Genomic DNA, 19,670 nt, shown 5'->3' on the forward strand with positions numbered 1-19,670 from the left:
GGCGAGCACTGCCCGGGTTTAAAATGGCAAGTAAAATAGCCTGATTACTCGCCCTTCTTAGCCGCCTGGATATACAGCATTTCTAGCGCGAGAGTTGCGCCAGCCAGTGCAGTAATTTCAGACTGGTCGTAAGCCGGAGACACTTCCACAACGTCCATACCAACGATGTTCAGGTCTTTCAAACCACGAACCAGTTTCAGTGCGCGGTCAGTCGTCAAACCACCGATAACCGGAGTACCGGTACCTGGTGCGAAAGCAGGGTCGATACAGTCGATATCAAAGGTCAGATAAACCGGCATATCGCCAACAATCTGCTTAACCTGAGCCAGCACGTCGTCAACAGTTCGGTCGTTAACCTGGCCTGCATCCAGCACGGTGAAACCGTTGTCTTTATCGAACTCAGTACGGATACCAATTTGCACTGAGTGGTTCGGGTCGATCAAACCTTCTTTAGGTGCGGTGTAGAACATCGTGCCGTGGTCGAACTCGCAACCATTCGCATAGGTATCGGTGTGCGCATCGAAATGAACCAGTGCCATTTTACCGAAGTGCTTCGCGTGGGCGCGCAACAGCGGAAGAGTCACAAAGTGGTCACCGCCGAACGAGAGCATACGCTTGCCAGCAGCCAGCAGTTTTTCTGCGTGAGCTTGCAGACGTTCGCTCATGTCACGCGCATCACCGAAGGCGTAAACCAGATCGCCGCAGTCAACAACGTTCAAACGCTCGCGCACATCGAAGTTCCACGGGAAGCGGTTGCCTTCCCATGCCAGGTTGGTAGACACCTGACGGATTGCCGCAGGGCCGTGACGACCACCTGCACGGCCAGACGTTGCCGCATCAAAAGGAACGCCAGTGATAACCCAATCAGCATCGCTGGCATATGGCATAAAGTTCAGCGGAAAACGTAAAAAACCGAAGGCATTGGATACCAGGGAATTGTCGTACTGATGGCCTAAGGTGCTCATGGTTTGACCTCACGATGATGGTAATGATTAGCAAAAAAAAGTCCCCTCCGCGTCGTTAAACCCGACGAGGAAGGGACTGTATTCATTCAGACTGCTTGTTGGCACGGATTATCGCCGAACGCAGCCTTATTTGTATACTAATTACTCTAGTAATTCGCGTTGCAGGTAGGCGGTAAGTGAGTGCAGCCAACACACCTGCGACTCGAAGTACGCCGAGTAATTTACTCGTCTTCTAAATAAGTATAGCCATACAACCCAGCCTCGAACTCTTCGAGGAACTGCTGCTGCAAACCAGCATCCAGATCGGTCTGTTTAACCTGATCACGGAAATGCTTCAGCAAGGTTTTTGGATCAAGCTGAACATATTCCAGCATGTCCGCAACGGTATCGCCTTCGTCAGAAAGCTCGACCTCTACGCTGCCGTCAGGGAAGACAAACACATCAACCGCTTCTGTATCACCAAACAGGTTGTGCATGTTGCCCAGAATTTCCTGGTATGCGCCAACCATGAAGAAGCCCAACAGTGGCGGGTTTTCTGCATCGTATTCTGGCATCGGCATGGTTGTCGCAATGCCGTCACCGTCGATGTAGTGATCGATAGCACCGTCGGAGTCACAAGTGATATCCAGCAGTACCGCGCGACGCTCAGGAACCTGGTTCAGCCCTTCAAGCGGCAGCACCGGGAACAGCTGATCGATGCCCCATGCATCCGGCATCGACTGGAACAGCGAGAAGTTGACGTAAATCTTATCCGCCATACGCTCTTGCAGCTCGTCGATGATCGGACGGTGTGCGCGGTTGCTTGGGTCGAGCAGGCGCTGAATTTCATGGCACATGCTCAGATAAAGCTGCTCCGCCCAGGCACGTTCTTGCAAAGAGAAACTCCCTGCGGAATAGCCGGTATGGATATCATGCAAATCATTCTGGCTATCGTGCAGCCATTCACGCAGCGAGCGACGGTTGTTCGGCTCGTGCATTTCGCCCCAGGTTTCCCACATGCTTTGCAGCGCACGGGACGCGTCTGCAGCCGGAGCCGTTGGCGTGGTGTATTCGTTACGCTCAACACCGATGATGTTAGACACCAGAACGGTGTGGTGCGCGGTTACCGCACGACCAGACTCAGTGATAACCGTTGGGTGTGGCAGGCCGTTTTCTTCACACGCGTCGCCAATCGCCCAAATGATGTTGTTCGCATATTCGTTCAGGCCGTAGTTGACCGAACAATCGGACTGAGAACGCGTCCCTTCATAGTCAACACCCAGACCGCCGCCCACATCGAAGCATTCGATGTTAACGCCCATCTTGTGCAGTTCAACGTAGAAGCGAGAGGACTCACGAACGCCAGTAGCGATATCGCGAATGTTCGCCATTTGCGAACCAAGGTGGAAGTGCAGCAATTGCAGGCTGTCGATACGACCGGCTTCACGCAACATCTCAACCAATTGCAGAACCTGCGTCGCCGCCAGACCGAATTTGGATTTCTCGCCGCCTGAAGACTGCCATTTGCCGGAGCCTTGTGACGCCAGACGCGCACGCACGCCAAGACGCGGCACCACATTCAGGCGCTCTGCTTCTTCCAATACGATGCGGATTTCCGACATCTTCTCGATGACCAGATAAACCTTGTGGCCCATCTTCTCGCCGATCAACGCCAGGCGGATGTATTCACGGTCTTTATAGCCGTTACACACAATAACCGAACGCGTCATACCGGCATGAGCCAGAACCGCCATCAGTTCCGCTTTAGAACCCGCTTCCAGGCCCAGAGGCTCACCGGAATGAATCAGTGATTCAATGACGCGACGGTGCTGGTTCACTTTGATTGGGTAAACGAGGAAATAGTCGCCTTTGTAGCCGTAGGATTCACGAGCACGCTTGAACGCTGCATTTATAGAACGCAGGCGGTGCTGCAAAATCTGCGGGAAGCAGAACAGTGCAGGTAAACGCTGCCCCTGTGCTTCACGGGCTTTTACGAGTTCAGCAAGATCAACACGCGCTTCCGGGACATCCGGGTCCGGGCAAACGGTAATGTGACCGAGTTCGTTGACGTCGTAATAGTTATTACCCCACCAGGCAATATTGTAAGTACGCAGCATCTTGCTGGCTTCCTGGGAACTCATGGCAATCTCCTGCATGGAGCGGTGTACATCCTGCTCGCCCACTGACGAACCCGAAACAGAAGAGATTTTGTCAGACATGGCGAACCTCAAATTTAAACGAATGTGCAAAACTGTTGACTACTATCGCAGGGGTATCCCGCAATAACAACCCATTAACGGCGCGTAAAAGCAGCATAAGACGCTGACAGACTAACTGTGCGACCGGTTTCTTTTTCATATCATAGTAAAACACGTAACCGAACTCCGTTGCGCGGAGCGGCGAAACCACGAGAATACTCTTATCGATGACAAGAGAGCCCAAGTTCTGAATTTCGAGGGTTTAAAAACCGGCCCGAGAATCCATCGATGCGCCAAGATGGGTATAACATCGGCAGGAATGCAGTTGTAGCAAAGAGTTGCTGGATGCGAGGAGCATATGCACGACCTGGACGGTCGCCAGAGTTTGCGAATTAAAACGGTTTTTCAATCGTATCACCTCCACGCATACGGTTTGGGTATGCGACAAGCCAAAGCTCAGAAATTTGCTCAACCCGGCTGGAAGTGGGCAACACAAAAACTGTGTGCTTGTTGAATGAGCCGCGCGCGCCGCTTTATACCGATAAAAGCCGAAAATTGCAAAGTAAAAATCCCTGGATTGCGGCACTGTCAGTAAAATTTGCCACCCGAGATTATTTGCGCAGACTTGCAGGCGTAAAAATCACTGGTAATCTGATTAATGGATAACCTAGAATAGACGTCCAGATGTTAATCCATCTATACCGATTAACTGTTAGACTGCCTGAAATGAAACCTGTGGTGAAAACTCACGTTACCAGTACATTGCACTGGTTCGAGCGCCGATAAACAGCAGTCTGCACTAACCTAATTCTCTTAGGGTGAATAAAACATGGCCAAACACCTCTTTACGTCCGAGTCTGTATCAGAAGGGCATCCCGATAAAATCGCTGACCAAATCTCCGATGCGGTGCTTGATGCGATCCTGGAACAGGATCCAAAAGCGCGCGTAGCTTGCGAAACTTACGTGAAAACCGGCATGGTTCTGGTTGGCGGTGAAATCACCACCAGCGCCTGGGTTGATATCGAAGAGATCACTCGTCAAACGATTCGTGAAATCGGCTACGTGCATTCTGATATGGGCTTTGATGCCAACTCTTGCGCAGTGCTGAGCGCTATCGGTAAGCAGTCCCCGGATATCAACCAGGGCGTTGACCGTACTGACCCGCTGGAGCAAGGTGCAGGCGACCAGGGCCTTATGTTTGGTTATGCGACCAACGAAACCGAAGTGCTGATGCCAGCGCCAATCACTTACGCACACCGTCTGGTTCAACGCCAGGCTGAAGTTCGTAAGAATGGCTCACTGCCATGGTTGCGTCCGGATGCAAAAAGCCAGATCACTTTCCAGTATGACGACGGTAAAATCGTTGGCATCGATGCGGTCGTTTTGTCTACTCAGCATTCAGAAGATGTTGCACTGAAAACGCTGCAAGAAGCGGTGATGGAAGAGATCATCAAGCCAGTTCTGCCAGCAGAATGGTTGAATGCTTCCACTAAATACCACATCAACCCAACAGGCCGTTTTGTTATCGGTGGTCCAATGGGTGACTGCGGTCTGACCGGTCGTAAAATTATCGTTGATACCTACGGCGGCATGGCTCGTCACGGTGGCGGCGCATTCTCTGGTAAAGATCCATCTAAAGTGGACCGATCTGCGGCGTATGCGGCACGTTATGTGGCGAAAAACATCGTTGCTGCGGGCCTTGCTGACCGTTGTGAAATCCAGGTCTCTTACGCAATCGGCGTTGCTGAGCCAACTTCCATCATGGTTGAAACCTTCGGTACTGAGAAAATCTCTACCGAGCAATTGACCCTGCTGGTACGTGAGTTCTTCGACCTGCGTCCGTACGGCCTGATTCAGATGCTGGATCTGCTGCACCCAATTTACAAAGAAACCGCAGCATACGGTCACTTTGGTCGTGAGCATTTCCCTTGGGAAAAAACCGACAAAGCAGAATTGCTGCGTGATGCTGCTGGCCTGAAATAACCTCTAGCCAGTTCACCATCAAACTTTAAAGGCCAGCGCTTCGCTGGCCTTTTTCTTTTTTACCCCCCTACAACACTTAAATCCTCTTCCCGCAAAATCTCTCGTAACAAACAACACCAGTGGAAACGGTTACATTGGCGTTAACAAGGCATTAATTAAGACAGTTCTGCATGACAACATTTTGTTGCTGCGCTAGTTACAAAACATTTCAGATTAGTCTTGCATGGAAAATTTTGGTTTTATTTTCTACACTCAATTCACTGTTTTAATTATATAAATTACATATACAGTTCTTGACACTAGTGTAACCGATTACACTAACGTGAGTTGAATCACACAATTTTACGTCGCGTTAACCTAACCTTAATAGCGAGATATCCCCCAAATTATTCAACTGGAGAGCACTATGCCTGAAATAAAAAAACAAGGGCGCTCGAACAAAAGCATGACCTTTTTTGTCTGTTTTCTTGCAGCCCTGGCCGGTTTGTTATTTGGCCTCGATATTGGCGTGATTGCCGGTGCGTTACCGTTTATCGCTAAAGATTTCCAGATAACTGCGCACCAGCAAGAGTGGGTTGTAAGTTCGATGATGTTTGGTGCAGCTGTCGGTGCCGTGGGCAGTGGCTGGCTATCCTTCCGCATCGGGCGTAAATACAGCCTGATGATTGGCGCAGTGCTTTTCGTTGCAGGTTCATTGTGCTCGGCTTTTGCACCGAACACTGAAATTCTGATTCTCTCCCGTGTATTGCTCGGCCTGGCAGTCGGTGTTGCGTCTTATACGGCACCACTTTACCTGTCTGAGATTGCACCAGAAAAAATCCGTGGCAGCATGATCTCCATGTACCAATTGATGATTACCATCGGTATTCTTGGCGCTTACCTTTCCGATACAGCTTTCAGCTATAACGGTTCATGGCGCTGGATGCTGGGTGTTATCACCATTCCTGCTTTGATCTTGCTGGTTGGCGTATTCTTCCTGCCAGACAGCCCACGTTGGTTCGCCGCAAAACGTCGCTTCCATGATGCTGAGCGTGTCCTGATGCGCTTACGTGACACCAGTGCTGAAGCAAAACGCGAACTGGAAGAAATCCGTGAAAGCCTGAAGGTGAAACAAAGCGGCTGGTCATTGTTTAAAGAAAACAGCCACTTCCTTCGTGCCGTGTTCCTGGGTGTTCTGCTTCAGGTGATGCAACAGTTCACTGGTATGAACGTCATCATGTATTACGCACCGAAAATCTTCGAAATTGCTGGCTTCACCAATACCACTCAGCAGATGTGGGGCACCGTCATCGTTGGTCTTATCAACGTACTGGCAACCTTCATTGCTATTGGTCTGGTAGACCGTTGGGGCCGTAAACCTACACTGGTACTAGGCTTCATGGTTATGGCCGTGGGCATGGGCATTCTCGGGACTATGCTGCACGTTGGTATTCATTCCCAGGGCGCGCAATACTTTGCTATCGCCATGCTGCTAATGTTTATCGTTGGTTTTGCAATGAGTGCCGGCCCGCTGATTTGGGTACTGTGTTCTGAAATCCAGCCGCTTAAAGGGCGCGATTTTGGTATCACTTGCTCAACCGCCACCAACTGGATTGCGAACATGATCGTGGGTGCAACGTTCCTGACCATGCTTAACACGCTGGGCAATGCGAATACTTTCTGGGTATACGGCGCGTTGAACCTGTTCTTTATTGTTCTCACCGTGTGGCTGGTTCCTGAAACTAAACACGTTTCCCTGGAGCATATCGAACGTAACCTGATGAAAGGCCGCCGTTTACGTGAGATTGGCGCTCACAACTAAGCAATAGCCACCCTTCTCCTTAACGGGAGAAGGGCTTGCACCATGCACCACCTCGCACTATTCTTTGCCGCTATGAAATCCCTAAGACTCCCCATCGCACTCCAGCAAGCCGTTATGCGTTGCCTACGGGAAAAGCTTCAACAGGCAAATCTGCACTTAGGCCGTAACTACTCGGAACCGAAGCTGGTATATCAGCAGCGAGGCACAGTTGCGGGCACAGCATGGATGGATAGCTACGAAATCCGTCTCAACCCGGTGTTGTTAATGGAAAACCAGCAGACCTTTATTGATGAGGTGGTACCTCACGAACTGGCTCATTTGTTGGTGTGGAAACACTTTGGCCGCGTAGCGCCACATGGCAAAGAGTGGAAATGGATGATGGAAACAGTGCTTGGCGTTCCTGCCCGCCGGACCCATAAGTTTGAAGTGCAATCCGTTCGCAAAAACACCTTCCCCTATCGCTGCCGTTGCCAACAGCATCAGTTGACGGTGCGCCGTCATAACAAAGTCCTGAGCGGCGAGTCAGAATACCGCTGTGTGCAATGTGGCGACCTGTTAAAACCTGACGTTACAACCCACTGTAATTAAAAATATTATCCATAAAGTTTCCTGATTTTGCTGATTGAATCCCAATAAATCGTGCGGTAGTGTGCGGACTCGATTTAGTAAGGATTCTGGAAATGTCTCGCAAAATTTCTTTGGCTGTTGCACTTGTTGCAGCCCTCTGCTCTTTCTCTACGTTCAGCTCCGGTATCAATAATTTCTCTCAGGCAAAAGCGGCTGGTGCCAAAGTGAATGCCGACGCGCCTGGCGACTTCTATTGTGGATGTAAAATTAACTGGGAAGGGAAAAAGGGTGTTCCCGATCTGGAGTCATGCGGCTACAAAGTGCGTAAAAATGAAAACCGTGCCTCACGTATCGAATGGGAACATGTTGTTCCAGCCTGGCAGTTCGGCCATCAGCGCCAATGTTGGCAAGATGGTGGCCGTAAAAACTGCGCTAAAGACCCGGAATATCGCAAGATGGAGAGCGATATGCATAACCTGCAACCGGCTGTTGGTGAAGTGAATGCTGACCGTAACAACTTTATGTATAGCCAGTGGAATGGCGGCGAAGGCCAGTATGGGCAATGCGCAATGAAAGTGGACTTCAAAGAAAAGATTGCCGAGCCACCAGCGCGTGCCCGTGGTGCCATCGCCCGCACATACTTCTATATGCGTGACCAATATCAGCTAAACCTTTCTCGCCAGCAAACCCAGCTGTTTGAGGCGTGGAATAAGCAATATCCAGTCACCACCTGGGAGTGCGAACGCGACGAACGCATCGCTAAAGTTCAGGGCAATCATAACCCTTATGTGCTGCGGGCTTGCCAGGCACAAAACAGCTAACCTACACTAGCGGGAATTGTTATCACTGTTCCCGCTTTTGGATATTAAAAACCATGCGTATACCCCGCATTCATCACCCTGAACTCCTTTCCGTCGGCCAGGACATCGCACTTTGCGAAGATGCAGCAAATCATGTTGGCCGCGTATTGCGCATGAGTGCAGGCCACGCGTTGCAATTGTTTGACGGCAGCAATCAGATTTTTGAGGCTGAAATTATTCAGGCCGATAAAAAAAGCGTGCGGGTCAAAGTCCTGAGCGCGAACGTTGATGACCGTGAGTCCCCACTTCATCTACATCTCGGCCAGGTCATGTCGCGCGGTGAGAAGATGGAATTCACGATTCAGAAAGCCGTCGAACTGGGTGTGAATGTGATTACGCCTTTGTTTTCTGAACGCTGTGGCGTAAAACTGGATGCCGAGCGCCTGAACAAGAAACTGGGACAGTGGCAGAAAATTGCTATTGCCGCCTGCGAGCAATGCGGTCGCAATATCGTGCCAGAAGTTCGCCCGGCTATGGATCTTGAACTGTGGTGTGCTGAAGATGATGCAAGCCTCAAGCTCAACCTGCATCCTCGTGCCAGCGCCAGTATTAATACATTGCCGCAACCTGTTGAACGTGTGCGCCTGCTAATTGGCCCGGAAGGCGGTTTAACGGTTGATGAAATTGCCATGACCGCACGTCATCAGTTTACTGATATTCTGTTGGGACCTCGCGTTCTACGCACTGAGACTACCGCGCTCACAGCCATTACTGCGCTGCAAGTGCGTTTTGGCGACCTGGGCTAAAACCGGAGAAAAACAATGATCAAGCTCGGCATCGTGATGGACCCCATCGCAAACATTAACATCAAGAAAGACTCAAGCTTTGCCATGCTGCTGGAAGCACAGCGCCGTGGTTATGAACTGCATTACATGGAAATGGCCGATCTGTATTTGATCAACGGCGAAGCACACGCACGCACTCGCCTGGTCACTGTCGAGCAGAACTACGATAAATGGTACGAATTTGGTAGTGAGCAAGACATCAAGCTTGCGGATCTCAACGTCGTATTGATGCGTAAAGATCCTCCGTTTGATACCGAATTTATCTACGCGACGTATATTCTTGAGCGCGCCGAAGAACAAGGCACGTTGATCGTTAACAAACCGCAAAGCCTGCGCGACTGTAACGAAAAGTTGTTCACCGCCTGGTTTGCTGATTTGACACCAGAAACACTGGTGACGCGCAACAAAGCGCAGCTTAAAGCGTTCTGGCAAAAGCACGGCGATATCATCCTCAAGCCGTTAGATGGCATGGGTGGCGCTTCAATTTTCCGCGTTAAAGAAGGTGACCCAAACATTGGCGTCATCGCTGAAACGCTGACTGAACTCGGCAACCGTTACTGCATGGCGCAGAATTACCTGCCTGCCATTGTCGATGGCGACAAGCGGGTTCTGGTGGTTGATGGCGAACCTGTTCCTTACTGCCTGGCGCGTATTCCCCAGGGCGGTGAAACCCGTGGCAACCTGGCAGCAGGTGGACGTGGCGAACCGCGCCCATTGACCGAAAGCGACTGGGAAATTGCCCGCCGTGTTGGCCCAACGCTTAAAGCGAAAGGGCTGATTTTTGTTGGCCTGGATATCATCGGTGACCGTCTGACCGAGATTAACGTCACTAGCCCAACGTGCATTCGTGAAATCGAAGCCGAATTCCCGGTTTCTATTACTGGCATGTTGTTTGACGCTATCGAAAAACGCCTGGCGAAATAGTCCGGCGCCCTTTTTCAGGGGTATGGCCCAAGGATGGGCCGAGTGTCCAGAGCAGTTCAATAATGATAAACTGACTATTCCCTGCGCATAAAATGTCGCTTATTCAACCGGAACCAAAACCTCTGACAATGAATTTACAGCATCACTTTCTAATTGCCATGTCGGCGCTCCAGGATCCTCTGTTTAAGCGAGCCGTCGTTTATATCTGCGAATACAACGACGAAGGCGCAATGGGGATAATTATTAATAAACCCCTTGAAAACCTTCAGGTTGATGGTGTTCTACAAAAATTAAAAATCGAACCAGAACCCCGTGACCCAGCCATTCGCCTTGATAAACCTGTTTTTATTGGCGGCCCGCTGGCGGAAGACCGCGGTTTTATTTTGCACTCCCCTCCAGATTGTTTCGCCTCCAGTATCCGTATTTCGGACGACACCGTGATCACCACATCTCGCGATGTGCTGGAAACCATTGGCACGGCAAAACAACCTACGGATGTGATTGTCGCGCTCGGTTACTCCTCGTGGGAAAAAGGCCAACTGGAACAAGAGATTCTCGACAACGCGTGGCTAACCGCTCCGGCAGATGCATCGATTCTTTTCCATACCCCGATTTCTGAACGCTGGCGAGAAGCCGCAAAATTAATCGGCATTGATATCCATAACATGCCAAGTGAAGCGGGACACGCCTGATGAGCAGTGGGACTTTATTAGCCTTTGATTTCGGTACCAAAAGTATTGGTGTCGCCATTGGCCAACGCATTACCAGAACAGCACGCCCTTTAACCGCCCTGAAAGCACAGGATGGCACACCCGACTGGAACGTTATCGAGAAAATCCTCAAAGAGTGGCAACCCGATGAAGTCGTCGTAGGCTTGCCACTGAATATGGATGGTACCGAGCAGCCACTCACCGCGCGCGCACGTAAGTTTGCCAACCGCCTGCATGGCCGCTTTGGCGTAAAAGTCTCTTTGCAGGATGAACGCCTGAGCACCGTGGAAGCACGCGCTGGGTTATTCGAGCACGGCGGTTTCCGCGCCCTCAATAAAGGCAGCATTGATTCCGCCTCAGCCGTTGTGATTCTTGAAAGTTGGTTTGACTATAATCCTTAGTCTTTTTTGTTGTCAGGCATGTCTGAAGACTCATCAATCAGCTCATGCCTTGCTGCGACGGCCAGAAAATGACTTCGATCCCGATAACCCGATGATGGCTGTTTTACACGGTTATCAATTCGTTCCAGAAGTGCATCTGGCAGTGAAATATTGATCCGCTGCTGCTTTCCCTCCAGAGCTGACAAATCCACATCAACCAGCAGCCACTGGCTACAATATGCATATTCTGGATTTGCCGCGTAGACGAATGGTCCGGCATCTTTAAGCTGGGTTATATCCATACCGCGCTCAACCATAAGATCAACAATCAGCAAAATGGCTTCTCGAACCATTTCTGCGATTTCATCCTGATAATCTGCCGCTGATACACAGCCAAAATCATCATTGCACAACGCCGGTACAACCAGACCGAACGCTTCGTTCTCGTTTGCAGGCATCTCCACGCCAACAGAAAAAAACATAGGTAATCTCCGTGAGTTGGGAATCATATTCCCGCGCGTTTACGAATGGATCTGACAGTACCGATGGGAAGATCTTTCTTTGGATGCGGAACCGGAAAAGTATTCCCGGTATTTGGCGACCACCAGATCCAGTGGCTGCCTCCCGAATTTCTGGCGGGTTCGCATCCTGCGGCCTTCAGTTCCTTAATCAGGTCAGAAGAATTCATGGTTTTCTCCTGATGGAAAAACAATACACACCAATACACACATAAGCAATTATTTTAACCATCATTTTTTTCCCCATCGGCAATACGACCTTCCGCACGTAACACCGCTTCACCTTGAGCAAAACTTTGCATGCCATATTGCTGCCCGGTTTGTATTTGCCCCGGTAATTGGTGGGTTTTCCCTTCACGGATAAGGCTCGCTACGGCGGGTGTATTGACCAGTAACTCGAACAGAGCCACTCTTTCGCCACAGCTATCGGGCAATAATTTCTGTGCCAACACCGCTTTTAAACTGCCCGCCAGTTGGCTGCGAACCATGTTTTTTTCTTCTGCAGGAAATACATCGACCAGCCGCTCTACTGCTTGTGCCGCCCCGCGAGTGTGGAGCGTTGCGAGGACCAAATGCCCGGTTTCTGCGGCGGTGAGTGCAAGGCGGATAGTTTCGCTGTCACGCAATTCACCCAACAAAATGACATCAGGATCTTCACGCAGTGCCGCACGTAAACCTGCGGCAAACGATCGGCAATGCTGTCCCGGTTCTCGTTGCTGAATCAAACAGCGCTTCGGGTGATGAACAAACTCGATAGGATCTTCCAGGGTGAGAATATGCCCGTCGAAATGATGGTTGAGATGATCCACCATCGCCGCAAGCGTAGTGGATTTACCGCTGCCCGTGGCCCCGGTGACCAGAATTAAGCCATCAGCAGATTTCAGTAATTCCGGAATAATGGCAGGAACGTTTAGCGATTCAAGTTTTGGGCTGTGAGAGGTGAGTATCCGCAAAGCGAGCGAGTCGCCTTGCATCTGGCGAAAAGCGTTGGCACGCAGTCGGGTGCCACTTGCCAGGGTAACGGCAAAATCCAGTTGCCCGTGTTGCTCTAATTCTTCTCGTTGCCCGTTTGTCAGCCAGATGCTCAGCAACGTTGCGGGGGTTGGCGCACTTTCGGGCAGAGGTTCAAGCCGCCCTTGCCTGCGCCAGCGAGCAGGAAGCTGCGTACACAGGTGTAGATCAGAGACATTATGCTTTACACTAAGGGCCACAATTTCTTCGATATCCATATCACTTTTCAACCTATGAACGAGATAGCGCACAATCTGGCACAGGTTCAGAATAAAATCTTAGCGGCAACTGAACGCTGCGGCCGTGCTCCAGAAGAAGTGACTTTGCTTGCAGTGAGCAAAACAAAGCCTGCGGGTGCCATCGCAGAAGCCGTTGCTGCCGGGCAACGCGCGTTTGGTGAAAACTACGTGCAGGAAGGCGTGGATAAAATTCGTTACTTTGCCGAAAACGGCGAAGAAACCCTTGAGTGGCACTTTATCGGCCCGTTGCAGTCGAACAAAAGCCGTCTGGTTGCAGAGCATTTTGACTGGTGCCACACCGTTGATCGGTTGCGCATTGCCAGCCGTCTGAGCGAACAACGCCCGGACGAAATGGCTCCGCTTAACGTGCTGATTCAAATTAATATCAGTGATGAACAAAGCAAATCTGGCATTGCGATAAGTGAGCTTGAAACACTCGCGGCTGATATTGCCGCTCTGCCGGGTCTGGTGTTACGAGGTTTGATGGCAATTCCTGCCCCTGAACCTGATTACGAGCGTCAGTTAGCGGTTTGCCAGAAAATGGCAGCAGCTTTCGAATCGCTCAAAAACCGTTACCCAACGGTTGATACGTTGTCCCTGGGCATGACCGATGACATGGACGCCGCGATTGCCGCAGGCAGCACCATGGTGCGCATTGGAACCGCTATTTTCGGCGCGCGGGATTATTCCGCACGTTAATCACTAAATTTTGAGGAACGCCATGCTGACGTTGACTTTCCTGGTCAAAACACTGATTGAACTGTATGTGATGGTGCTGCTGATTCGCATCTGGATGCAGTGGTCACGTTGTGACTTTTACAACCCTTTTGCGCAGTTTATCGTCAAGATTACCCAGCCGATTGTCGGGCCGCTGCGCCGGATCATTCCGTCGATTGGGCCAATTGATACCGCCTCTTTGCTGGTGGCGTTTATTCTCACCACATTGAAGTACCCGGTTTTGCTGCTCATTCAGGTTGGCGCTTTATCGCTTGACCCGATGAACCTGCTGGTGGGCTTGTTATCACTGCTCAAATCCGCCGGTACGCTGGTGTTCTGGGTGATCATTATCCGCTCGCTGATGAGCTGGATAAGCCAGGGCCGCAGCCCAATTGAATACGTGTTGATGCAGCTCACTGAGCCAATGATGGCGCCCATTCGCCGCGTGCTTCCGGCTATGGGTGGTATCGATTTTTCAGCGATGATCGTCATTTTGATTCTCTACGCGCTGAATTACCTTGGCATGGACTTGTTCCCGGGGCTTTGGTATTTGCTGTGAGTGCAGTGAGCCTTAACTCCGACGGGCTGGTTTTACGGCTGTATATTCAGCCTAAAGCCAGCCGGGATAGTATTATCGGGCTACATGGCGACGAGCTTAAAGTCGCCATCACCGCCCCACCGATAGACGGCAAAGCCAACGCTCATCTGGTAAAATACCTGGCTAAGCAGTTCAAAGTGGCCAAAAGCCAGGTGCTGCTTGAGAAAGGCGAACTGGGCCGCCATAAACAAATTAAGATTATCGACCCGCAACACATCCCGACGGAAGTCGCGGCTTTGCTCGAATAATTAGCCAATTTCACAGGATTTTCTCACTATGCAAAAAGTTGTCCTCGCAACCGGTAACGCCGGTAAAGTGCGTGAACTCGCCGATTTACTGGGCGATTTTGGTCTGGATGTTGTGGCGCAAACTGAGCTGGGCGTGGAGTCAGCCGAAGAAACCGGGCTGACGTTTATCGAGAATGCCATTCTGAAAGCGCGCCATGCCGCACAGGTTACCGGCCTGCCTGCCATCGCCGATGACTCCGGTCTGGCTGTTGATGTGCTGGGTGGTGCTCCGGGGATTTACTCCGCACGCTACGCAGGCGTGGATGCATCCGACCAGCAGAACCTGGAAAAGTTACTGGCTACACTGAAAGATGTGCCGGACGATCAGCGCAAAGCACGATTCCATTGCGTGCTGGTCTATATGCGCCATGCAGAAGATCCAACGCCACTAGTGTGTCACGGTAGCTGGGAAGGCCAGATTACCCGCGAAGCCGCAGGCCAGGGTGGCTTCGGCTACGACCCTATTTTCTTTGTCCCGAGTGAAGGCAAAACAGCCGCTGAGCTTACTCGTGATGAAAAACGTGCGATCTCCCACCGCGGGCGAGCACTGAAACTGTTACTGGAAGCAATGAAAAATGGCTAATTTGCCACCTCTGAGTCTCTATATTCATATCCCGTGGTGCGTGCAGAAGTGCCCCTACTGTGACTTCAACTCTCATGCACTCAAAGGCGACGTACCACACGATGAGTATGTCGCCCACCTGTTGCGCGATCTGGAAAATGACGCGCCAATGGCACAAGGACGTGAAATAAAGACCATCTTTATTGGTGGCGGTACGCCGAGTCTACTTTCAGGCGAGGCGATGCAAAACCTGCTCGACGGTGTGCGTGCACGCCTACCGGTGGCAGCGGATGCGGAAATTACCATGGAAGCGAACCCCGGGACGGTAGAAGCAGACCGTTTCGTGAGTTACCAGCGCGCTGGCGTGAACCGCATTTCTATCGGCGTGCAGAGTTTCAGCGAACCGAAACTCAAGCGCCTGGGGCGTATTCACGATTCTGGCGAAGCAAAGCGTGCAGCACATCTGGCAAACGGTCTTGGCTTGCGCAGCTTTAACCTGGATCTCATGCACGGCCTGCCGGATCAGACTTTGGAAGAAGCGCTCGATGATTTGCGCCAGGCGATTGAACTGAACCCACCGCATCTTTCGTGGTATCAGCTGACGATTGAGCCGAATACTTTGTTTAGCTCACGCCCGCCAAAACTGCCGGACGACGACGCACTGTGGGATATTTTCGAGCAGGGCGACAAACTGCTGACGGCTGCCGGTTACCAGCAATACGAAACCTCGGCCTATGCGAAACCAGGCTACCAGTGCCAGCACAACCTGAACTACTGGCGCTTTGGTGATTATCTGGGGATTGGCTGCGGTGCCCACGGCAAAGTGACATTTGAAGACGGACGCATTATGCGTACCGCCAAAACTCGCCATCCACGCGGTTACATGGAAGGCAAATACCTCGATAAGCAGCACGATGTTGAACAAGCCGACAAACCATTCGAGTTCTTTATGAACCGTTTCCGTCTGCTGGAAGCCGCACCTCGCAACGAATTTAGCCTGTATACCGGGCTTGATGAGTCGGTGATTCGTGCGCAGTTAGACGAGGCAATGGCTAAAGATTATTTGATTGAGACAGAAGAGTTTTGGCAGATTACCGAACACGGTAAGCTGTTTTTGAATTCGCTATTAGAAATTTTTCTGGCCGAATGATTATCTGTCGGATGACGTACAGCGTCATCCGACATTATTTCAGCTTAAATATTCTTTACCCGACTGGTCAGAATCAACGCCAACACCGACAACCCCGCAATTAGCCAGTACACTGAATGGTGCCCGAAGCTCTCCGCCAGCGCACCCTGTAACACGCCCGCCAGAATCACGCCCGTCGAAATACTGTTTGTAAATAAAGTGGTCGCCGAACCCGGCCTGCCCGGCATCAAATCCTGGAACCACAACATCCCGATACCGGCGACAATCCCGATAAACACCGCGTTAAAAAGCTGAAGTAACAGCAGCGCCGTGCGACTATGGAACAGAATCAATCCGACGTAGAACAACACGCCAGCCGCCACAGCAATCACCATCATACGGCGTTTACCAAAACGCTTAACGTAATAACCTGCAAGGATCATCGCCGGGATCTCAAGGCCCGCAGCGGTGCCCATCAGAAGCCCCGCCAGCGATTCAGGCAGCCCTAAATCAGTGCTGACCCATAACGGCATATCAATGATGTACATGGTGTTGCAGGTCCACATCAACATGGAGGCGATAAACAGCATACGAACGTTTTTGTCTTTCCAGCCGCTGACCTGCGTGAGGGCAACATCTGCGGGTTGTTCAATCCTGCTCACTGAGGGGAGTGCAAAGAAAATGAGCGCCAGCGAGATAACGAAAATCCCGGCCGCGATCAGGAACATGGTGGTGAAACCGTAGTTTAGCGCCAGCATAAATGACAGCGGCGGCCCGATAACCCAGGCAAGCGAGAGCTGCGCACGCATTATCGAGCTGAACATTACCACCTCTCGCGCCGAGCTATCGGCATACTCGCGGGCAAGAGCGAAGATTTGTGGCATCGCCGTGTTGGCAATAGACGCGAACATAACGCCAACGGTAATTAACGTCAGGTAATGGCGGTTAAAAGCAAACAATACGCAGTTTGCTACGGCCATTACGCAACAAACCATAATCAGTTTGCGACGGTCGCCCCGGTTATCGGAACGTTTTGCCAGCGCCAGGCTGACGAGTATCCCGGCTATCGCATTGACGGTATAAAACAGCCCGACCCAGAACGGGCGCACCTGCACTTCACGCGTTAAAAACAGGCTAAGAGTGGGAGCCTGAAGTGCCCCCGCAATCCCCATCATAAAAGCCACAACCATAAATGCGGCATACACCGGATTGAGGCGGCGTCCTCGTGTCAAAAACCACAGCATGCAGAAATTCCTTTTGTTCGAGCGCTCACTGGGTGTGCAAAACGTAAACTATACCCTAATGACGGGTATAAAAAAGCCAGCAGGAACAATCTGCTGGCCAGGTGAAATTCACCAATTCTCAGTCACACATGTATCAACGAGTCAGTACTTCACGGTCACGGAAGTTGTCACCTCCCACTGCATTAAGTCCTCAAGCATCCTTAGACGTTGCGATGCTGTCAGGCGAGCCAGCCATCCAGCGGAAACACTTTGGGTTGCGGTAAAATACTGTTGATAGAACTTAACAACTGGCGACCGTTTCATATGTACCTCCTCGCTTTCAACGTTGATGATTATTGGCGTAATATGAGGAAAGTTAAATTGATGAGTTTCTGACGGGAGTTCCTCTTTTATGTCCAGCAGTCGTCTGCAACAACAGTTCATACGTTTATGGCAAAACTTTGAAGGTAAACCGCAGGAAACCACGCTCAATGAGCTGGCAGATCTGCTGAATTGCTCCCGCCGCCATATGCGTACGTTACTAAGCGCGATGCAGGAAAAGGGCTGGCTCAGCTGGAAAGCAGAGGTCGGGCGCGGCAAGCGTTCACAGCTGGAATTCCTGTATACCGGCCTTGCGCTGCAACAACAGCGGGCAGAAGATCTTCTCGAGCAGGATCGTATTGATCAACTGGTGCAGATCGTCGGTGACAAAGCCGCAGTACGCCAGATGTTGATCTCCCATCTGGGCCGCAGCTTCCGCCAGGGGCGGCATATCCTGCGCGTGCTCTATTACCGCCCGCTATTAAATCTGTTACCAGGCTCGGCATTACGCCGCTCGGAAACCCATATTGCCAGGCAAATTTTCAGTGGGTTAATCCGTATAAATGAGGAAAATGGGGAACTGGAAGCAGATATTGCCCATCACTGGCAGCAAATTTCCCCATTACACTGGCGTTTTTATCTGCGCCCCGGCATTCATTTTCACCATGGCCGCGAACTGGACATGCTGGATGTCATGACATCTTTGCAACGAATTAATGCGTTGCCACTCTACGCACACATTACGCAAATCAGCTCGCCAACCACATGGACGCTGGATATCACGCTCTCGCAGCCCGACCAATGGCTACCTTGGTTATTGGGCAGTGTTAACGCAATGATCCTGCCGCGTGAATGGCAGACATTAAGCAATTTTGCCCGTCAGCCTGTTGGGTCAGGCCCCTATTCGGTGGTGCGCAACAATAACAACCAATTGAAAATTCAGGCTTACGATGATTACTTCGGCTATCGCGCATTGATTGACGAGGTAAATTTCTGGGTATTGCCAGAGATCGGTGAAGATGTCAGTTGCGCAGTGCAACTATCGGGCATGCCTGATAGTGAAAAAGCCGTCGAAAGCCGTCTGGAAGAAGGCTGCTATTACATTTTGTTTGATAGGCGATCCAAATCTGGCAGTAATGACGACGTTCGCCGCTGGCTAAGCCATGTGTTGGCCCCCATTCATCTGCTTTATAGCGCGGGTGCTCAAAACCAGCAGTACTGGTTTCCTGCGTATGGTTTACTGCCGCGCTGGCACCACGCGCGCCCACAACCGGTGCTTGAAAAACCTGATAGTCTGGAATCTGTAACGCTGACGTTTTACCGCGACCACGTTGAACACCGCATGATCAGTAAAGTGATGGAAGAGTTGCTGGCCCGCGTGGGGGTAAAACTGGTGGTGCAGGAAGTCAGTTATGAAGAGTGGCACCAGGGTGAGGCAGAAAGTGATATCTGGCTGAACAGTGCCAACTTCACGCTGCCGCTGGAGTTTTCACTCTATTCGCATCTTTATGAAGTGCCGCTGATTCAGAAATGCATTGCGAATGACTGGGAAACGGATACCCGAAAATGGCATAACGGTGAGCTTTCGCTCCCGGAATGGTGCCAGAGTCGCGTTGAAAATAATGATATTTTGCCGTTAATCCACCACTGGCTGCGCATTGAAGGGCAACGCAGTATGCGCGGTGTGCGAATGAACACATTGGGTTGGTTTGATTTTAAATCGGCATGGTTTGCACCACCGGAACCGCAATCTGTGAGTACGGGTAAAGAGCTTTCGTAAGTTTCACAAAATCATTACAATGCACGCGTTCTCAACGGGGTGCTAAGACGAAAGTCTGGCTGAGATAATACCCGTCGAACCTGATCCGGATAACGCCGGCGAAGGGATTTGAGGCTCAATTCTCAAAGTCCT

Annotated in this window: 23 protein-coding genes and 1 riboswitch; of the genes, 14 read left to right on the forward strand and 9 right to left on the reverse strand. The window is 51.1% G+C overall.

Features of this window, described 5'->3' with window-relative positions; genetic code table 11:
• Nucleotides 1-44: 44 nt before the first annotated feature.
• The 4 genes from speB to M977_RS26105 form a co-directional block, all read right to left on the reverse strand.
• Nucleotides 45-965: an agmatinase gene (speB, locus tag M977_RS07515; protein ID WP_064513680.1), complete on the reverse strand. Its 921-nt coding sequence runs from the start codon at nt 963-965 to the stop codon at nt 45-47.
• A 221-nt stretch (nt 966-1,186) separates the two neighbouring features.
• Nucleotides 1,187-3,163 (reverse strand): biosynthetic arginine decarboxylase, encoded by a 1,977-nt coding sequence (gene speA, locus M977_RS07520; protein ID WP_074392007.1) that lies wholly within the window; start codon nt 3,161-3,163, stop codon nt 1,187-1,189.
• Complete coding sequence (gene yqgB, locus M977_RS07525; RefSeq protein WP_157092057.1) at nt 3,156-3,302, reverse strand: acid stress response protein YqgB; 147 nt, start codon at nt 3,300-3,302, stop codon at nt 3,156-3,158. Before yqgB ends, speA begins: the two co-directional genes overlap by 8 nt.
• 102 nt (nt 3,303-3,404) lie before the next feature.
• Nucleotides 3,405-3,500 carry a hypothetical protein gene (locus tag M977_RS26105; protein WP_420535598.1) on the reverse strand — a complete coding sequence of 32 codons (96 nt, stop codon included), beginning with the start codon at nt 3,498-3,500 and terminating at the stop codon, nt 3,405-3,407.
• A gap of 471 nt (nt 3,501-3,971) precedes the next feature.
• Here M977_RS26105 and metK point away from each other — a divergent pair, with 471 nt between their 5' ends.
• The 8 genes from metK to ruvX all read left to right on the forward strand — a co-directional run bounded on the left by metK (nt 3,972) and on the right by ruvX (nt 11,174).
• Nucleotides 3,972-5,126, forward strand: coding sequence for a methionine adenosyltransferase (metK, locus tag M977_RS07530; protein WP_064513686.1), 1,155 nt, complete (start codon nt 3,972-3,974; stop codon nt 5,124-5,126).
• Between the two features lie 406 nt (nt 5,127-5,532).
• Nucleotides 5,533-6,927 (forward strand): sugar porter family MFS transporter, encoded by a 1,395-nt coding sequence (locus M977_RS07535; RefSeq protein ID WP_064513688.1) that lies wholly within the window; start codon nt 5,533-5,535, stop codon nt 6,925-6,927.
• Between the two features lie 72 nt (nt 6,928-6,999).
• Entirely contained in the window at nt 7,000-7,515 is a 516-nt protein-coding gene (locus tag M977_RS07540; RefSeq protein WP_074392010.1) for a SprT family zinc-dependent metalloprotease, read from the forward strand.
• A gap of 92 nt (nt 7,516-7,607) precedes the next feature.
• Nucleotides 7,608-8,315: a deoxyribonuclease I gene (endA, locus tag M977_RS07545; RefSeq protein WP_064513692.1), complete on the forward strand. Its 708-nt coding sequence runs from the start codon at nt 7,608-7,610 to the stop codon at nt 8,313-8,315.
• Nucleotides 8,316-8,368: 53 nt separating this feature from the next.
• On the forward strand, nt 8,369-9,100 hold the full coding sequence (rsmE, locus tag M977_RS07550) for a 16S rRNA (uracil(1498)-N(3))-methyltransferase (protein WP_064513694.1): 732 nt from the start codon (nt 8,369-8,371) through the stop codon (nt 9,098-9,100).
• A gap of 15 nt (nt 9,101-9,115) precedes the next feature.
• The gene (gene gshB / locus M977_RS07555) at nt 9,116-10,063 is read left to right on the forward strand and encodes a glutathione synthase (RefSeq protein WP_064513696.1); all 948 of its coding nucleotides are present in this window, start codon (nt 9,116-9,118) and stop codon (nt 10,061-10,063) included.
• Nucleotides 10,064-10,191: 128 nt separating this feature from the next.
• Nucleotides 10,192-10,755 carry a YqgE/AlgH family protein gene (locus M977_RS07560; protein ID WP_064514199.1) on the forward strand — a complete coding sequence of 188 codons (564 nt, stop codon included), beginning with the start codon at nt 10,192-10,194 and terminating at the stop codon, nt 10,753-10,755.
• The gene (ruvX, locus tag M977_RS07565) at nt 10,755-11,174 is read left to right on the forward strand and encodes a Holliday junction resolvase RuvX (RefSeq protein ID WP_064513699.1); all 420 of its coding nucleotides are present in this window, start codon (nt 10,755-10,757) and stop codon (nt 11,172-11,174) included. Before M977_RS07560 ends, ruvX begins: the two co-directional genes overlap by 1 nt.
• Here ruvX and M977_RS07570 read toward each other — a convergent pair.
• From M977_RS07570 to M977_RS07580, 3 genes are read right to left on the reverse strand one after another with little or no spacing between them, the layout of a single operon-like run.
• Nucleotides 11,171-11,635 carry a type II toxin-antitoxin system HicB family antitoxin gene (locus M977_RS07570; RefSeq protein ID WP_064513701.1) on the reverse strand — a complete coding sequence of 155 codons (465 nt, stop codon included), beginning with the start codon at nt 11,633-11,635 and terminating at the stop codon, nt 11,171-11,173. The genes ruvX and M977_RS07570 overlap by 4 nt on opposite strands.
• A gap of 23 nt (nt 11,636-11,658) precedes the next feature.
• Nucleotides 11,659-11,841, reverse strand: coding sequence for a type II toxin-antitoxin system HicA family toxin (locus M977_RS07575; RefSeq protein ID WP_064513702.1), 183 nt, complete (start codon nt 11,839-11,841; stop codon nt 11,659-11,661).
• Nucleotides 11,842-11,895: 54 nt separating this feature from the next.
• On the reverse strand, nt 11,896-12,900 hold the full coding sequence (locus tag M977_RS07580; RefSeq protein WP_064513704.1) for a type IV pilus twitching motility protein PilT: 1,005 nt from the start codon (nt 12,898-12,900) through the stop codon (nt 11,896-11,898).
• A gap of 15 nt (nt 12,901-12,915) precedes the next feature.
• Between M977_RS07580 and M977_RS07585 the strand changes: the two genes are divergently transcribed.
• From M977_RS07585 to hemW, 5 genes are read left to right on the forward strand one after another with little or no spacing between them, the layout of a single operon-like run.
• On the forward strand, nt 12,916-13,620 hold the full coding sequence (locus M977_RS07585) for a YggS family pyridoxal phosphate-dependent enzyme (RefSeq protein ID WP_064513706.1): 705 nt from the start codon (nt 12,916-12,918) through the stop codon (nt 13,618-13,620).
• A gap of 22 nt (nt 13,621-13,642) precedes the next feature.
• Nucleotides 13,643-14,197, forward strand: coding sequence for a YggT family protein (locus M977_RS07590; protein WP_064513707.1), 555 nt, complete (start codon nt 13,643-13,645; stop codon nt 14,195-14,197).
• Nucleotides 14,194-14,484: a DUF167 family protein YggU gene (gene yggU, locus M977_RS07595; RefSeq protein ID WP_064513708.1), complete on the forward strand. Its 291-nt coding sequence runs from the start codon at nt 14,194-14,196 to the stop codon at nt 14,482-14,484. Before M977_RS07590 ends, yggU begins: the two co-directional genes overlap by 4 nt.
• A 28-nt stretch (nt 14,485-14,512) precedes the next feature.
• Nucleotides 14,513-15,106: an XTP/dITP diphosphatase gene (locus M977_RS07600; RefSeq protein WP_064513709.1), complete on the forward strand. Its 594-nt coding sequence runs from the start codon at nt 14,513-14,515 to the stop codon at nt 15,104-15,106.
• Entirely contained in the window at nt 15,099-16,235 is a 1,137-nt protein-coding gene (gene hemW / locus M977_RS07605; protein ID WP_064513713.1) for a radical SAM family heme chaperone HemW, read from the forward strand. The genes M977_RS07600 and hemW overlap by 8 nt, the downstream gene beginning before the upstream one ends.
• 44 nt (nt 16,236-16,279) lie before the next feature.
• Here hemW and M977_RS07610 read toward each other — a convergent pair whose 3' ends face one another.
• Together M977_RS07610 and sgrT are read right to left on the reverse strand one after the other, a co-directional pair.
• Nucleotides 16,280-17,458, reverse strand: coding sequence for a sugar efflux transporter (locus tag M977_RS07610; protein ID WP_064513714.1), 1,179 nt, complete (start codon nt 17,456-17,458; stop codon nt 16,280-16,282).
• A gap of 141 nt (nt 17,459-17,599) precedes the next feature.
• Complete coding sequence (gene sgrT, locus M977_RS24310; RefSeq protein ID WP_072011208.1) at nt 17,600-17,761, reverse strand: glucose uptake inhibitor SgrT; 162 nt, start codon at nt 17,759-17,761, stop codon at nt 17,600-17,602.
• A gap of 88 nt (nt 17,762-17,849) precedes the next feature.
• On the opposite strand from sgrT, the gene sgrR reads away from it, so the two are divergent.
• Nucleotides 17,850-19,538, forward strand: coding sequence for an HTH-type transcriptional regulator SgrR (sgrR, locus tag M977_RS07615; RefSeq protein WP_064513716.1), 1,689 nt, complete (start codon nt 17,850-17,852; stop codon nt 19,536-19,538).
• Between the two features lie 25 nt (nt 19,539-19,563).
• A riboswitch (TPP riboswitch) is annotated at nt 19,564-19,663 on the forward strand.
• The last annotated feature ends 7 nt before the right edge of the window (nt 19,664-19,670 follow it).

Source organism: Buttiauxella gaviniae ATCC 51604 (assembly GCF_001654835.1).
Lineage (GTDB): Bacteria > Pseudomonadota > Gammaproteobacteria > Enterobacterales > Enterobacteriaceae > Buttiauxella > Buttiauxella gaviniae.

Excerpts from the sequence above, each read along its gene's own strand:
- sgrR (WP_064513716.1), top strand. The coding sequence starts at position 17,850 with ATGTCCAGCAGTCGTCTGCAACAACAGTTCATACGTTTATGGCAAAAC.
- endA (WP_064513692.1), top strand. The coding sequence starts at position 7,608 with ATGTCTCGCAAAATTTCTTTGGCTGTTGCACTTGTTGCAGCCCTCTGC.
- M977_RS07560 (WP_064514199.1), top strand. The coding sequence starts at position 10,192 with ATGAATTTACAGCATCACTTTCTAATTGCCATGTCGGCGCTCCAGGAT.
- ruvX (WP_064513699.1), top strand. The coding sequence starts at position 10,755 with ATGAGCAGTGGGACTTTATTAGCCTTTGATTTCGGTACCAAAAGTATT.
- M977_RS07610 (WP_064513714.1), bottom strand. The coding sequence starts at position 17,458 with ATGCTGTGGTTTTTGACACGAGGACGCCGCCTCAATCCGGTGTATGCC.
- M977_RS07590 (WP_064513707.1), top strand. The coding sequence starts at position 13,643 with ATGCTGACGTTGACTTTCCTGGTCAAAACACTGATTGAACTGTATGTG.
- speB (WP_064513680.1), bottom strand. The coding sequence starts at position 965 with ATGAGCACCTTAGGCCATCAGTACGACAATTCCCTGGTATCCAATGCC.
- M977_RS26105 (WP_420535598.1), bottom strand. The coding sequence starts at position 3,500 with ATGCTCCTCGCATCCAGCAACTCTTTGCTACAACTGCATTCCTGCCGA.
- M977_RS07570 (WP_064513701.1), bottom strand. The coding sequence starts at position 11,635 with ATGTTTTTTTCTGTTGGCGTGGAGATGCCTGCAAACGAGAACGAAGCG.
- M977_RS07580 (WP_064513704.1), bottom strand. The coding sequence starts at position 12,900 with ATGGATATCGAAGAAATTGTGGCCCTTAGTGTAAAGCATAATGTCTCT.
- yqgB (WP_157092057.1), bottom strand. The coding sequence starts at position 3,302 with ATGAAAAAGAAACCGGTCGCACAGTTAGTCTGTCAGCGTCTTATGCTG.
- M977_RS07540 (WP_074392010.1), top strand. The coding sequence starts at position 7,000 with ATGAAATCCCTAAGACTCCCCATCGCACTCCAGCAAGCCGTTATGCGT.
- hemW (WP_064513713.1), top strand. The coding sequence starts at position 15,099 with ATGGCTAATTTGCCACCTCTGAGTCTCTATATTCATATCCCGTGGTGC.
- rsmE (WP_064513694.1), top strand. The coding sequence starts at position 8,369 with ATGCGTATACCCCGCATTCATCACCCTGAACTCCTTTCCGTCGGCCAG.
- M977_RS07575 (WP_064513702.1), bottom strand. The coding sequence starts at position 11,841 with ATGAATTCTTCTGACCTGATTAAGGAACTGAAGGCCGCAGGATGCGAA.
- M977_RS07585 (WP_064513706.1), top strand. The coding sequence starts at position 12,916 with ATGAACGAGATAGCGCACAATCTGGCACAGGTTCAGAATAAAATCTTA.
- metK (WP_064513686.1), top strand. The coding sequence starts at position 3,972 with ATGGCCAAACACCTCTTTACGTCCGAGTCTGTATCAGAAGGGCATCCC.
- speA (WP_074392007.1), bottom strand. The coding sequence starts at position 3,163 with ATGTCTGACAAAATCTCTTCTGTTTCGGGTTCGTCAGTGGGCGAGCAG.
- sgrT (WP_072011208.1), bottom strand. The coding sequence starts at position 17,761 with ATGAAACGGTCGCCAGTTGTTAAGTTCTATCAACAGTATTTTACCGCA.
- M977_RS07600 (WP_064513709.1), top strand. The coding sequence starts at position 14,513 with ATGCAAAAAGTTGTCCTCGCAACCGGTAACGCCGGTAAAGTGCGTGAA.
- M977_RS07535 (WP_064513688.1), top strand. The coding sequence starts at position 5,533 with ATGCCTGAAATAAAAAAACAAGGGCGCTCGAACAAAAGCATGACCTTT.
- gshB (WP_064513696.1), top strand. The coding sequence starts at position 9,116 with ATGATCAAGCTCGGCATCGTGATGGACCCCATCGCAAACATTAACATC.